Genomic DNA, 14,789 nt, shown 5'->3' on the forward strand with positions numbered 1-14,789 from the left:
CCCGCTACTTTCCGTACAGGCGACGACAGCCACTCACCAGCGGGAGCGGCTGTTATGCGTAAACCATGCGCAGAATAATTCGAGAACTCGCGAGTATAGACCTGAAGCGGGACCGGGTCAACAAACTTGCTGACCGGGCACCGCGACAGCGGCGGAAGATTGTGTAATTGCTCAGTAGATGTCGTGATAACGACACAGCCAGTGTACGCCGGATTTCATCCGTTGTGCAGAGGGAATAGCGTTACCCCTGGCAAAAATCGGATAATAGCGGACTTCGCCTCCGCGCTGCCGCACACGTCCGTTCGATGTCATTCCTGCTACGCCCGCGCAACCTGTACGTCGCGCTCACTTATCTGCTCCTGTCCTGCGTGCCGTACGTGGCGCCGCTGTTCGGCCAGCCGCTGTCGCACCCCGGCCAGGTGGCCGGCATCGAACTGCTGGCCTGGCTGGGCGTGTGGGGCGTGTTCAAGCGCCCGGCGTACTTCCACTGGCTGCTGCTGCCCGCGTTCCTCGCGCTGCCCGTCGAGCTTTATTTATATGCGTTCTACGGCCAGGGCATTTCCACGCACCACCTCGGCATCATCGCGGAGACGAGCCCGGCCGAGGCCATGGAATTCCTCGGCAGCAAAGTCTGGCTGCTGGCCGGCGTCTTCGTCGGCATGCTCGCGTGGTTCGTCACGAGCTGGATCGCCGCCTGGCGCACGCGCGACCTCGACTGGGCCGACGTGTCGCGCCCCGTCGTGGTGGGCGTACTGGCGGTCGTGGCCGTCGTGTTCGCCTACGGCCTGAAGTACGGCGTCGCGCCGCCGCCGCTCGCGGGTGCCGGCCCGGCAGCGGCCAGCGTGCGGCTCGTGAAAGCCTCCGACAGCGTCGAGGCCGCCAGCGAAGAGACCGCCCCGCCCCGTCCATCCAGCATCCCCCGCCCCGCCTCGCTGCCGCCGCTGGCGCACTGGATGAAGCTGCCGTTCGACCTGGACACGTTCGCCCACTCCTGGCCGTTCGGCCTGGCCGCGCGCGGCGTCGATTTCTACAAGGAGCGGGTCTATCTCGCCGACCTGAACCGGCGCAGCGCCAACTTCCGCTTCCACGCGCACCTGGCCGCGCCGAACGACGACCCGCAGGTGATCGTGATGGTGATCGGCGAATCGTCGCGCTACGACCGCTGGAGCCTGAACGGCTACGACCGCGATACGAACCCGCTGCTGTCCAAGGAAGACAACCTGGTGCCGCTGCGCGACGTGATCACGTCCGTGTCGGCCACGCGCCTGAGCGTCCCCGTCATCATCTCGCGCAAGCCGGCCACGCAAAGCCTCAAGGACGGGTTCTCGGAAAAATCGTTCCTGACCGCGTTCAAGGAAGCGGGCTATAAAACGTTCTGGCTGTCGAACCAGATCTCGTTCGGCAAATTCGACACGCCCGTGTCCGTGTTCGCGAAGGAAGCGGACGTCGTCGACTTCCTGAACCTGGGCGGCTTCACGGACAATTCCAATTACGACGAAATCCTGTTCGGACCGCTGAAGCATGCCGTCGCGGATCCGGCGCCGAAGAAACTGATCGTGCTGCACACGCTGGGCAGCCACTGGAACTACAGCCACCGCTACCCGAAGCAGTTCGACAAATGGCTGCCGTCGCTGTACGGCATCGACAAGCCCGTCTACACGGACATCCGCATCAAGGACAAGCTGAACAACAGCTACGACAGCTCGATCTTGTACACGGACTGGTTCCTCGACCACGTCATCGGCACGCTGAAGGAAGCCGACAAGCCGGCCGCCATGCTGTACGTGGCCGACCATGGCCAGACGCTGTACGACAACAGCTGCCGCCTCGCCTTCCATGGCCACAACACGCAATACGAATTCCACGTCCCCGCGTTCGCCTGGTATTCGGATACGTACGCGGAGCGATTCCCGGACAAGGTCACGCAACTGCGCCGCCACCGCAAGGCGAAGCTGGCGACGGAAAACATGTTCCACACCCTGCTCGACCTGGGCGACGTGCGCTACCCGGACGAGCGCCTGGAGTGGAGCTTCGTCAACGCCGCCTTCAAGCAGCACAAGCGCTACGTCGACAGCTACGGCTGGACCGACTACGACAATGCCACCATCAAGGGCGACTGCCACGAAGTCATCGCCAAGGGCAAGCCATTGCCGCGCGACTGATGCGCCATCTCAAACCGGGGTCAGAGCCCTTTTTTGGGAAATTTCCAAAAATCGGGCTCTGACCCCGGTGGTGCCGGCCGCGAGGCCAGCAGGTACAGGAACGCCCAAGCGAGCCGGGCGAGACGGCGACACAAGGTGCTGGCAAAGGTGGGCATCGGTGCTCCGCGGCGTGATCGTGATCCATCCCATGCAAGGTCGATGCCCGCCCGCGTCCACCGCCGTGGCGCACGACCCGCGTGAAATACGCACCAGATCGGCGCATGAATGCACCGCTGCGGCGCGCCGCGAACGTGCGCCCGCGGCCCTCACACAGGTAAAGCCCGGCCGGACCCGGCTGGCACCGTTCTTGCAGATTGAACCTGCAACGAGAGGTGGGCCGATGTCGGCATCGCGCACATCTCGACAAGGTGGCTAGGGTTCCGACCGCGCGAGCGGTGCTGGTCCGAGAGCTGCCGGTTCCCCGCCGCGCCGCGGCAAGGAGCTACACGGAGGGATAAAAGCCCGGGAGGACGATTGCGCCGCAATCGCTTGCCTCTCGTTTTTATCCACTTCGGGAGCTCCATCATGCGTTTCTTCCAGCACCACCGCATCCTTCGCAGTTCCATCGCAACGGTCTTCGCCCTGTGCGCGGCGCTGTCGGCCGCCGGGCCCGCGCACGCCGAGGTCAAGGTCGGCCTGTCCGACTGGCCGGGCTGGGTGGCCTGGTACGTCGCGGACCAGAAGGGGTTCTTCAAGCGGCACGGCGCCAACGTCAAGCTGGTCTGGTTCGGTAATTACACGGATTCCGTCGCCGCGCTGTCGGCCGGCCAGCTCGATGCCAATGCGCAGACGTGGTCGGACACCATGACGCCGCTGGCGAAGAAGGTCGACGTGAAGGCCGTGCTGGTCAACGACAACTCGGCCGGCAACGACGCGCTGATGGTCGGCCCGAAGATCAAGTCGTTCGCGGACCTGAAGGGCCGCACGGTGGCGCTGGAGCAGTTCAGCATTTCGCATTTCGTGCTGGCCACGGCGCTGGCCCGCAACGGCATGAGCATGAATGACGTCAAGGTCGTCAACCTGTCCGCCGGCGATGCGGCCGCCGCGTTCGTGGCCGGCCGCGTGGACGCCGCCGTCGTGTGGAACCCGTGGGTCAACAAGATCCAGGCGAGCGGCAAGGGCCACGCGCTGTTCACGTCGCGCGACATGCCGGGCCTCGTCCCCGACCTGCTCGTCGCCCACGGCAAGGCCCTGCGCGACAAGACCAAGCGCCAGGACCTCGTCGGCATGATCCAGGCGTGGTTCGACACGCAGGCCTTCATCCACGACCATCCGGACGAAGCGGTGCAGATCATGGCGAAAGTCGTCGGCATCAAGCCGGCCGAGTACAAGGTCTTCCTGCCGGGCACGCGCTTCTTCGACCGCGCCGACAACCAGGCCGCGCTCGATGCCGGCAAGCCACAGTCGCTCGTCGCGGCCGGTCCCGAGATCCACAAATTCCTCAGCACGAACAAGCTGGTCGCCGGCCCGGTCGACTACGCCGCCGGCATCGATGCCTCGCTGCTGGCCGACGCCCTCAAGAAGTAAGCCATGCGCGACGACCTGTCCCCTCCCGATCGCGCGGTCACGCGCAACCGCCGCTCCCCCTGGGACGTGCGCGGCGACCTGCGCCGCCGCAGCGCGCTCGCGCTGGCCGTCGCCGGCTTCGTGCTGCCGCTGGCCGTGTGGATCCTCGTCTCGCTGAACGGCTGGGCCGATCCCGTATTCCTGCCGCCGCCGTGGCAGGTGCTGGCCCAGCTGGGCGAGTGGTACCGCGACGGCGACCTGCTGGGCGACGTCATCGTCAGCATCGGCCGCGTGCTGGGCGGCTTCTGCGTCGCGGCCCTCGTCGCCGTGCCGCTCGGCGTGCTGGTCGGGACGTATGCGCCGGTGCGCGCGTTCCTCGAGCCGCTGACGGAATTCACCCGCTACCTGCCGGCCGTCGCGTTCATCCCCCTGATCATGCTGTGGGTCGGCATCGAGGAAAGCGCGAAGGTCGCCGTGATCTGGGTCGGCGTGTTCTTCCAGATGCTGCTGCTCGTCGCCGCCGACGTGGCGCGCGTGCCGGACGCGCCGATCGAAGCGGCGCGCACGATGGGCGCGACCAACGAGGAGATCATCAAGTACGTGCTGATCCCGGCCGCACGTCCCGCGATCCTGACGACGCTGCGCGGCGCGATGTGCCTTGCGTGGACGTACCTCGTCGTGGCCGAACTGGTGGCCGCGAACTCCGGCCTGGGCTACGCGATCCTGAAGGCGCAGCGCTTCCTGCAGACCGACAAGATCTTCGCGGGCATCCTGCTGATCGGCCTCGTGGGCCTGCTCACGGACCAGGCGTTCCGCTGGCTGCACAAGCGCTGCTTTCCCTGGCATCACCTGCGAGGCTGAACCATGACACCCAAGATAACCGTACGCGGCCTGTACAAACACTATGGCCGCGGGGCCCGGCGCACGCTCGCGCTGCAGCACGTGGACCTGGACATCGCCGCCGGCGAATTCGTGACCCTCGTCGGCGCGTCCGGCTGCGGCAAGTCGACGCTGCTGCGCACGATCTGCGGCCTGGAGGAATACGGACAAGGCAGCATCGTCTGCAACGGCCGCGACGTCGACGGCCCGGGCGCCGACCGCGCCATGGTCTTCCAGAGCTACAGCCTGTATCCGTGGCTGACGGTGAAGGACAACATCCGCTTCTGCCGCCGCCTCAGGCACCACGCCGCCGCCACGTCGAGCGACGTCGAAATCGCATCCGGCCGCGCCGACGCCCTCATCGGCTTGATGGGCCTCGCCCACGTGGCGCATGCGTATCCGGCCGAACTCTCGGGCGGCATGCAGCAGCGCGTGGCGATCGCGCGGGCGCTGATGGCGCGGCCGGACGTGCTGCTGATGGACGAGCCGTTCGGCGCGCTCGACGCGCAGACGCGCGAGGTGATGCACGACCTGATCCGCCATGTCCACCACCTGGAAAAGACCACCATCGTGTTCGTCACGCACGACGTCGAGGAAGCGATCTACCTGGGCGAGCGCGTCGTCGTGATGGCGCCGCGGCCGGGCCGCATCGATTCGATCGTCGACGTGCCGTTCGGCGCCAGACGCCACCAGGACCTGAAGCTCGCGCCCGAATTCTCCGCGCTGAAGCGCCAGATCCTGAACCGCATCCGCGAGACGTCCGGCGTCAAGACCGACCTGGAACAGCTCGAAAAACTCACCCGCACAGCACAAGACTAACGACTGACGGAGCCACCATGACCCTCACCGAACACACTCTCGAACTGGCACCGGACCTGGACCCGGCCCGCGTGCTGTGGACCGAACGCTTCCCCGGCGGCGCGCACTGGTCGTACCGCGTGCGGCGCGGTACCACGCTGCGCTTCATCGCGATGGAAGCCGGCGCCAACGCGGCCGTGCTGCTGTACCGCGCCGACGAACGCATGGAGCGCCTGAACGTGCCGGACACGCTGAAGGCCCAGCACACCGCGCACCTGACGGCGGGCCACGTGCTGTACTCGGACATGGGCCGCATCCTCGCGTCGATCCCGCGCGACACGGTGGGCTGGCACGACCCGCTGTGCGGCCTGTCGGACGCCGAAGGCATCGCCCGCCGCCACGGCGTCAAGCGCTACCAGGAACACCGCAACGCCATGCACCGCAACGGCAAGGACAGCCTGCTCGTCGAGATGGGCAAATGGGGCCTGGGCCTGCGCGACCTCGTGCCGAACGTGAACCTGTTTTCCAGGGTGGCGGTCGATGCCGACGGGCGTTTCCGCTTCGCCGAACACCACGCAAAGCCCGGCGACTTCGTCGAACTGCGCTTCGAGATGGACACGCTGGTCCTCGTCTCCACCGCGCCCCACCCGCTCGATCCGCGCCCCGAGTACGCGCCGGGCAAGGTCGCCATCGTGGCCTGGGATTCCGGCCCGGCCGGCGCCGACGATGCGTGCCGCCTGTCGTGCGCCGAAAACGGCCGCGGTTTTCATAACACCGAACTGATTTACCGCTGAGGAGACCGTCATGCACACCCTGCGCGAGAGCACGCTCGATCCCGCCGCCGCCCTGGCCATCCACGACCTGCCGGCCGGCGAACCGTGGCTGCACGAAGTCAAACGCGGCCAGACGCTGCGCATCGTCGACCTGGAAGGCAACCAGGCCGTGGACACGATCTTCTACAACGCCGCCGACACGGCCGAAAGCTACAGCGTCACCGACACGCTGCAGCGCCAGGGCGGCATCTACCTGTCCGCCGGCTCCGTGCTGTATTCGAACCGCGGCCGGCCGATGCTGTCCATCGTGGCCGACACGTGCGGCCGCCACGACACGCTGGGCGGCGCCTGCGCGGCCGAGAGCAACACGGTGCGCTACGCGCTGCAAGCGAAATTCATGCACAGCTGCCGCGACAACTATCTCCTGGCCCTCGCCCGCGCCAAAAATGGAGCTGAAATAAGCGGCATGGACAAGCGCGACCTCGTCCCCAACGTGAACTTCTTCATGAACGTGCCGGTGACGGCACAAGGCGGCCTGTCGTTCGAGGACGGCCTGTCGGCGCCGGGCAAGTACGTCGAGCTGCGCGCCGAGATGGACGTCCTGGTGCTCGTGTCGAACTGCCCGCAGCTGAACAACCCGTGCAATGCCTACAACCCCACCCCGGTCCGCTTCGTGATCTGGGGGGCCTCCCCCTCCGCCTGAAAGACCGCCATGTTCGACAAGATCCTGATCGCCAACCGCGGCGAAATCGCCTGCCGCGTGATCCGCACCGCGCGCCGCCTCGGCATGAAGACGGTGGCCATCTATTCCGAGGCCGACGTCGAATCGCTGCACGTGCGCCTGGCCGACGAAGCCGTGTGCGTGGGCCCAGCCGCCGCCAGCGACAGCTATCTGTCGGCCGAGCGTGTGCTGGCGGCGGCGCGTAACACGGGCGCGCAGGCGATCCACCCCGGCTACGGCTTCATGAGCGAGAACGCGGGCTTCGCGGAAGCGTGCGCCGCCGCCGGCATCGTGTTCATCGGCCCCACGCCGCAGCAGATGCGCGACTTCGGCCTGAAGCACACGGCGCGCGAACTGGCGCAGAAGGCCGATGTGCCGCTGCTCCCGGGGACCGGCCTGCTGGACGGCGTCGAGGAAGCGCTGGCGGAAGCGCGCCGCATCGGCTACCCCGTCATGCTGAAAAGTACGGCGGGCGGCGGCGGCATCGGCATGCGCCTGTGCCGCGACGACGACGAACTGGCCGGCGCCTACGCGTCCGTGCGCCACCTGTCCGAGAACAACTTCAAGAACAGCGGCATCTACCTGGAAAAATTCGTGCAGCGCGCGCGCCACGTGGAGGTGCAGATCTTCGGCGACGGCCGCGGCAACGTCGTGTCGCTGGGCGAGCGCGATTGCTCGGTCCAGCGCCGCAACCAGAAGGTGATCGAGGAGACGCCCGCGCCGGGCCTGTCGGACGGCACGCGGCACGCGCTGGCCGCCACCGCCGTGCGCCTGGGCGCAGCGATCGACTACCTGTCGGCCGGCACCGTCGAATACGTGCTGGACGCCGACACGGGCGCGTTCTACTTCCTCGAAGTGAACACGCGCCTGCAGGTGGAGCACGGCGTGACGGAAGAAGTGTTCGGCGTCGACCTCGTCGAATGGATGATCCGCGCGGCGGCCGGCGAACTCACGCTGCCGGAGCAGGCGTCCCTGGTGCCGCACGGCCACGCGATGCAGCTGCGCGTGTATGCCGAAGACCCGGCGCGCAATTTTCAACCGTGTTCCGGCGTGCTGACGGCCGTCGACTTCGCGCCCGGCCTGCGCGTGGACACGTGGGTCGAGCGCGGCGTCACCGTCAGTCCCTACTATGACCCGCTGCTGGCCAAGCTGATCGTCAAGACCGACGACCGGGCCGCGTCCGTCGACCAGCTCGCGCGTGCACTCGAGACGTCGCGCATCGATGGCATCGAAACCAATCTGGCCTACCTCGCGCGCATCCTGCGCTACGACGATTTCGTCGCCGGCCGCCAGATCACGCAGATGCTGGCCGCGATGGACTTCGCGCCGCAGACCGTCGAAGTGCTGGACGGCGGCATCCAGACGACGGTGCAGGACTACCCGGGCCGCCTGGGCCTGTGGGCCGTCGGCATCCCGCCGTCCGGGCCGATGGACGCCTACGCGCACCGCGTGGCGAACCACCTGCTCGGCAACGACATCGCCGCACCCACGCTGGAGATGACCCTGCAGGGCGCGACCTTGCGCTTCAACTGCGCATGCACGATCGCGCTGGCCGGCGCGGACCTCGGGGCCAGCGTCACCGGAGCGGACGGCAAACGCGAGCTCGCCAACTGGCGCGCGCATGCCGTCGCCGCCGGCGAAACCTTGCGCTTCGCCGGCGTGCGCGGCGCGGGCGTGCGCGCGTACATCGCGTTCGCGGGCGGCCTGGACGTGCCGGACTACCTCGGCAGCCGCGCCACGTTCACCTTGGGCCAGTTCGGCGGCCACGGCGGCCGCGCCGTGCGCGCGGGCGACATGCTCAAGCTGAAGCCCGTGCCGGCGTTCACGCGCGAACTCGCACCCGCCGCGATCCCGGCCTATGCGCACCAATGGGACATCGCCGTCCACTACGGCCCGCACGGCGCACCGGACTTCTTCACCGACGACGACATCGTCACGTTCTTCGGCACGGACTGGCAGGTGCACTTCAATTCCAGCCGCACCGGCGTGCGCCTCGTCGGCCCGAAACCGCGCTGGGCACGCACGGACGGCGGCGAAGCGGGCCTGCACCCGTCGAACATCCACGACAACGCCTATGCCATCGGCTCGATCGACTTCACCGGCGACATGCCCGTGATCCTCGGCCCGGACGGCCCGAGCCTGGGCGGCTTCGTGTGCCCCGCCGTGATCGTGTCGAGCGACCTGTGGAAGATGGGCCAGCTGAAGCCGGGCGACACGGTGCGCTTCCACCGCGTGTCCGTCGACGAAGCGGCGGCCCTGCGCGCGGCGCTGGACGCCGTGTTCGAGCGGCCGGATGCGGCGCCCGTGTGGACACCGCCAGCGTCGCCGCAAGGCCTGGCGCAGCCGGCCATCGCGGGCGAGGCGGCGCTGCCCGACGGTACGCGCGTCGTGTTCCGCCGCGCCGGCGACGACTACCTGCTGGTGGAATTCGGCGACCTCGCGCTGGACATCAACCTGCGCTTCCGCGTCCATGCGCTGATGTGCGCACTGGAGGATGCACGCCTGGCTGGTGTCGTCGACCTCACGCCCGGCATCCGCTCGCTGCAGGTCCACTTCGACCATCGCCGCCTGGGCGCCGCGCGCCTGCTGGAGCGGATCGGCGCGCTGCTGGCGGCGCAGGGTCCCGTGGAGGACATGGTGGTCCCGTCGCGCATCGTGCACCTGCCGCTCGCCTGGAACGACACGCAGACGCGCCTCGCGATCCAGAAGTACGAGACGACCGTGCGCCCGGACGCGCCCTGGTGCCCCAGCAACATCGAATTCATCCGCCGCATCAACGGGCTGGACTCGATCCGCGACGTGTACGACGTCGTGTTCAAGGCGAGCTACATGGTGCTGGGCCTGGGCGACGTTTACCTGGGCGCGCCGGTCGCTACGCCCGTCGATCCGCGCCACCGCCTCGTGACGACCAAGTACAACCCGGCGCGCACATGGACGCCGGAAAACGCGGTCGGCATCGGCGGCGCCTACCTGTGCGTGTACGGCATGGAAGGCCCGGGCGGCTACCAGTTCGTCGGCCGCACGGTGCAGATGTGGAACCGCTACCGCCAGACGGCCAGCTTCCGCGACGGCAAACCGTGGCTGCTGCGCTTCTTCGACCAGATCCGCTTCTACGAGGTGACGGAAGACCGCCTGCTCGAGCACCGGCGCGACTTCCCGCTCGGCCGCTTCGACGTACGCATCGAGGAGACCACGTTCTCGCTGGCCGACTACAACGCGTTCCTGGCGCGCGAAGCGGACGCCATCGCCACGTTCAAGACGCGCCAGCAGGCCGCATTCGAGGCCGAGCGCGAACGGTGGCGTACGAGCGGCCAGGCCGAATGGGTCAGCGAGGAAGCGACGCTCGATGCGGGCGCGCTGGCCGACCTGCCCGACGGCAGCCAGTACCTGTCCGCCGTGGTCCCCGGCAGCGTGTGGAAGATCGTCGTGCCGCCCGGCGCCGCCGTGCGCGAGGGCGAGACGCTGGCGATCTTCGAATCGATGAAGATGGAAATCCCCGTCGTCGCCACCGCCGACGGCGTGCTGGACGAATGGCTCGTCGCCGAGGGCAAGCCCGTCGCCGCCGGCCAGCGCATCGCCGTCTTCACGGCCGCATCCTGAATCCGCAACCCATCCCCTACAAGGAGTCCCGCATGCACGACAAGAAGATCATCCTCGCCATTGCCACCCTGCTGTGTTCCGGCGCCGCCTGGGCCGACGACGCGCCCGCGTTCACCGGCCACGTCGACCTGGTCAGCAAATACATCCTGCGCGGCGTCAGCTCGACCTATGGCCCCGGCCTGCCGGGCCTGGGCAACGCCGGCGCCGACGCGCCCGAGTCGGACCAGCCCGCACTGCAATGGGGCGTGGACTGGAACGACCCGTCCGGCTTCTTCCTCGGCTACTGGGCGTCGCAGATCAACTACTCGTACAAGCGCCTGGGCGAATCGTATGCCGACCGCGGCATCGCCGATTTCCAGCACAAGAAATCGATCGAGAACGACGTCTACGGCGGCTACAACGGCAAGGTGGGCGACATCGGCTACACCGTCGGCCTGACGGGCTATTACTACGTCAACGGCGAACACGCGAACGCATTCGAGACCAAGCTGGGCGCCAGCCACGGCCCGTTCAGCGTGACGGCGCAGACCCTGCTCAAGGACGTCGTCTGGGGCAACCGGGGCGACACCTACTGGACGCTGGCCGCGAGCCAGCCGCTCCCGCACGACATCACCCTGTCCGCCACGCTCGGCTTCTACACGTACCACAAGGAAGGCCGCTACCTGGGCACGGTCGACACGCTGACCGGCACGCGCTGCGCGGCCGGCACGAGCTTCATCGTCAACGGCTGCTTCGCGGGCGGCGCGCCGGCGTCGGGCGGCTGGCGCCACCTGACCGTCGGCTTCACGCAGCCGCTCGGCGCCGGTTTTACCTGGGGCCTGCAGGGCCTCCTCGGCGGCGACAACCGCTACGGCGTCAAGCAGGGCAACCGCCTGCTGGCCACCCTCGGCTACGCCTTCTGACCCTCTTATGCGAGATACCATGACGATCACCGACATCCACGCCGGCTACCTGGGCGGCGCATCGACGCCAAGCCGCTGCATCGAGCAGGTACTGGCCCGCATCGCCGCCGCGGACCGCCCCGAGATCTGGATCAGCCGCGTGGACGACGCCGCGCTGCGCGCACAGGCCCGCGCGCTCGACGCCGTGCTGGCGGCCGAAGGCGCCGCCGCGCTGGCGCGCCTGCCGCTGCTGGGCATCCCGTTCGCCGTCAAGGACAACATCGACGTGGCCGGCATGCCCACCACGGCCGCCTGCCCCACCTACGCCTACGTGCCGGACGCATCCGCGCCGGTGGTGGAAAAACTCGTCGCGGCCGGCGCCCTGCTGGTCGGGAAGACGAACCTGGACCAGTTCGCGACGGGCCTCGTCGGCACGCGCTCGCCGTACGGCGCCGTGCGCAACGCGGTCAATCCGGATTACGTGTCGGGCGGCTCCAGTTCCGGCTCCGCCGTCGCCGTGGCGCTGGGCATGGCCGGCTTCGCGCTCGGCACGGATACCGCAGGATCCGGCCGCGTGCCGGCTGGCCTGAACGGCATCGTCGGCCTCAAGCCCACGCGCGGGCTGCTCTCGACGCGCGGCGTGGTGCCGGCGTGCCGCACGCTCGACTGCGTCTCCGTGTTCGCGGCGAACGTGGCCGATGCGTGGAAAGTGGTGCAGGCCGCGGCCGGGTACGATGCGCTCGACCCGTATTCGCGCCGCATTGCACCGCAGGGCGTGCGCAGGCGCGGCTATCGCATCGCCGTGCCCGCGCAGCTGGAATTCTTCGGCGACGCCGCCGCGCAAGCCGCGTTCGAGGCGACCCTGGCGCGCCTGCGCGACCTCCCCGGCTGCACGTTCGGCACCGTCGACTACGCGCCGTTCCGCGACGCCGCCGCCCTGCTGTACCAGGGCCCGTGGGTCGCGGAGCGGCACGCCGCCGTCGGCGCCTTCATCGACGCGCAGCAGGGCGCCGCGCATCCGGTGGTGGCCGGCATCATCGAGCAGGCCAGGGAGTACGACGCCACGGATGCGTTCAAGGGCCAGTACCGGCTGGCGGCGCTGCGCCGCGCGGCAGAGGACAGCCTCGCGGGCTACGACTTCCTGCTGGTGCCCACGACGCCGACCATGCCGCGCATCGCCGACGTGCTGGAACGTCCGGTGGAACTGAATGCGCAACTGGGGTATTACACGAACTTCGTGAACTTCTTCGACATGGCCGCGCTGGCCGTGCCGGGGGCGGCGCGGCCAGACGGCCTGCCGGCCGGCGTCACCTTGATCGGCTCCACCGGTAGCGACCACCTGCTCGCGACGGCCGCCGCGGCGCTGCTGGGCGGCGCGGAGGCCGCTGCGCTGGCCGCCGACCCGCTGCCGTTCGCCGAACCGACGGTGCAGGTGGCGGTCGTCGGCGCGCACCTGGCGGGCCAGCCGCTGAACTGGCAGCTGCTGGAACGGGGCGCGCGCAAGGTGGCGGCCACGCACACGGCGCCGCACTACCGCCTGTACGCGCTGCCGGGCACGACGCCGCCCAAGCCGGGCCTGGCGCGGGTCGACCGCGACGGCGCGGCAATCGAGGTCGAAGTGTGGGAACTGCCGCTGCGCCGCTTCGGCGAATTCGTGGCCGAGATCCCGGCGCCGCTGGGCATCGGCTCGCTCGAACTGGCGGACGGCGGCTGGGTCAAGGGCTTCATCTGCGAGCCGGCCGCCATCGCGGGCGCCACCGACATCAGCGTGTTCGGCGGGTGGCGCGCGTACCTGTCACGACGCGCAGCCTGACCACCGGGGTCAGACCCCGATATTTGGAAATTTCCCAAATTCGGGGTCAGAGCACATTATTTTTTGGCGTCTTCGCCAACGCCTGTCTTTTACCTCGCTACGGGCTGGCAATGTCGGCCAAGTCGACGGTTCGACTTCAGAAAATGTGCTCTGACCCCGAATCCCTGAATCTGTCCGGACATCAAGACCGTCCGCACTGTCCGCCCACGCTGCCCCCGGACAGTCGCGGACGCGACCGTGTCCGCTGTCCACGCCAATGAAATCAATGGCTTAGCAGCTGGCATGGATCATGCAAATACAGGCACTGTCCACAACCCGTGTCCACATCATGATCCGCGATACATCCCAACAAGACGCCGTCATCGCCCCGCCCCCGGGCCACAAGCTGAAGCGCCGCGCGCTCTGGATCGGCAGCGCCGTGCTGGTGGCCGCACTGTGCGCGGGCCTCGTGTCGACGTGGCGCGGCAGCGAGGCGTCCGTCAGCGCGTCGCGCCTGCGCATCGCCGAGGTCACGCGCGGCACGCTCGTGCGCGATGCCTCCGTCAACGGCCGCGTCGTCGCCGCCGTCAGCCCGACGCTGTATGCCAAGGCGCCCGCCACCGTCAACCTGAAGGTCGCGGCCGGCGACACCGTCAAGAAGGGGCAAGTGCTGGCCGTGCTCGAATCGCCCGACCTGGCGGACGTGCTGAAACGCGAGACGTCCGCGTACGAAGGCCTGAAGGCCGAGGTGGCGCGCCAGCAGATCCTGTCGCGCAAGCAGAAGCTGCTGGCGCAGAAAGAGGCCGACACCGCCGAGATCGACCGCCTGTCCGCCCAGCGCACGCTGGAGCGCTACGACAGCGTGGGCCAGCTCGGCATCATCGCGAAGATCGATTACCAGAAGGCGAAGGACGCGGTGCAGTCCGCGCAGATCCGCGCGAAGCACGCCTCGCAGGCCTCGCTGCTGGAAGGCGAGGACGTCGCGCTCGCGATCAAGACGAAGCTGAACGACCTGGAACGCGCGCGCCTGTCGATGGAAGAAGCGCAGCGCCGCGTCGACGAGCTGACCGTGCGCGCGCCCGTCGACGGTTTCATCGGCACCCTGAACGTGCAGGACCGCATGGTCGTCGCCGCGAACGCGCCGCTGATGACGCTCGTCGACCTGTCGAAGCTCGAGGTCGAGATCGAGGTGCCGGAGACGTATGCGGCCGACCTGGGCCTGGGCATGAACGCCGAGGTCACGCTGCCCTCGGGCACGGCGACGGGCAAGTTGTCGGCGCTGTCGCCGGAAGTCGTGAAAAGCATGGTGCTGGCGCGCGTGCGCTTCGACGGCGAACAGCCGAAGGGCCTGCGCCAGAGCCAGCGCGTGACGGCGCGCCTGCTCATCGAGGAACGCCCGAACGTGCTGATGGTGGCGCGCGGCCCGTTCGTCGAAAGCGAGGGCGGACGCTATGCCTACGTCGTGCGCGACGGGATCGCCACGCGCACGCCGATCCGCATGGGCGCCACCAGCATGTCGGCCGTCGAAATCGTCTCGGGCCTGAAGCTGGGCGACAAAGTGGTGGTGGCCGGCACCGACGCCTTCAATAACGCGCAACGCATCTCGATCAATCAGTAACCCAACCCAAAGGAACAGCC

The 14,789-nt window shown here is 68.4% G+C and carries 10 protein-coding genes and 1 riboswitch; all 10 genes read left to right on the top strand.

The window, feature by feature from the left end; translation table 11 throughout:
* The first annotated feature begins 305 nt into the window (after positions 1-305).
* The 10 genes from ACL58G_RS02570 to ACL58G_RS02615 all read left to right on the top strand — a co-directional run bounded on the left by ACL58G_RS02570 (position 306) and on the right by ACL58G_RS02615 (position 14,769).
* Positions 306-2,162, top strand: a complete 1,857-nt coding sequence (locus tag ACL58G_RS02570; protein WP_440964987.1) for a phosphoethanolamine transferase — start codon at positions 306-308, stop codon at positions 2,160-2,162.
* A gap of 400 nt (positions 2,163-2,562) precedes the next feature.
* Positions 2,563-2,672, top strand: a riboswitch (guanidine-I (ykkC/yxkD leader).
* Between the two features lie 54 nt (positions 2,673-2,726).
* Entirely contained in the window at positions 2,727-3,728 is a 1,002-nt protein-coding gene (locus ACL58G_RS02575; protein ID WP_413386092.1) for an ABC transporter substrate-binding protein, read from the top strand.
* 3 nt (positions 3,729-3,731) lie between these two features.
* The gene (locus tag ACL58G_RS02580) at positions 3,732-4,568 is read left to right on the top strand and encodes an ABC transporter permease (RefSeq protein WP_413386090.1); all 837 of its coding nucleotides are present in this window, start codon (positions 3,732-3,734) and stop codon (positions 4,566-4,568) included.
* Positions 4,569-4,571: 3 nt separating this feature from the next.
* A complete protein-coding gene (locus ACL58G_RS02585) occupies positions 4,572-5,405 on the top strand; it encodes an ABC transporter ATP-binding protein (RefSeq protein WP_440964989.1) in 834 nt (277 codons plus the stop codon).
* 17 nt (positions 5,406-5,422) lie between these two features.
* The gene (locus tag ACL58G_RS02590; protein ID WP_413386086.1) at positions 5,423-6,178 is read left to right on the top strand and encodes an urea amidolyase associated protein UAAP1; all 756 of its coding nucleotides are present in this window, start codon (positions 5,423-5,425) and stop codon (positions 6,176-6,178) included.
* 10 nt (positions 6,179-6,188) lie between these two features.
* The gene (locus tag ACL58G_RS02595) at positions 6,189-6,860 is read left to right on the top strand and encodes an urea amidolyase associated protein UAAP2 (protein WP_440964991.1); all 672 of its coding nucleotides are present in this window, start codon (positions 6,189-6,191) and stop codon (positions 6,858-6,860) included.
* Positions 6,861-6,869: 9 nt separating this feature from the next.
* Positions 6,870-10,478, top strand: coding sequence for an urea carboxylase (gene uca / locus ACL58G_RS02600; RefSeq protein ID WP_440964993.1), 3,609 nt, complete (start codon positions 6,870-6,872; stop codon positions 10,476-10,478).
* 32 nt (positions 10,479-10,510) lie between these two features.
* A complete protein-coding gene (locus tag ACL58G_RS02605) occupies positions 10,511-11,380 on the top strand; it encodes a TorF family putative porin (RefSeq protein WP_440964995.1) in 870 nt (289 codons plus the stop codon).
* A 19-nt stretch (positions 11,381-11,399) separates the two neighbouring features.
* Positions 11,400-13,172, top strand: a complete 1,773-nt coding sequence (gene atzF / locus ACL58G_RS02610) for an allophanate hydrolase (protein ID WP_440964997.1) — start codon at positions 11,400-11,402, stop codon at positions 13,170-13,172.
* 289 nt (positions 13,173-13,461) lie between these two features.
* Positions 13,462-14,769, top strand: coding sequence for an efflux RND transporter periplasmic adaptor subunit (locus tag ACL58G_RS02615; RefSeq protein ID WP_440964999.1), 1,308 nt, complete (start codon positions 13,462-13,464; stop codon positions 14,767-14,769).
* The last annotated feature ends 20 nt before the right edge of the window (positions 14,770-14,789 follow it).

The sequence above is a fragment of the Massilia sp. GER05 genome, assembly GCF_052056005.1.
In the GTDB taxonomy this organism is placed as follows: Bacteria; Pseudomonadota; Gammaproteobacteria; order Burkholderiales; family Burkholderiaceae_D; genus Telluria; species Telluria orientalis.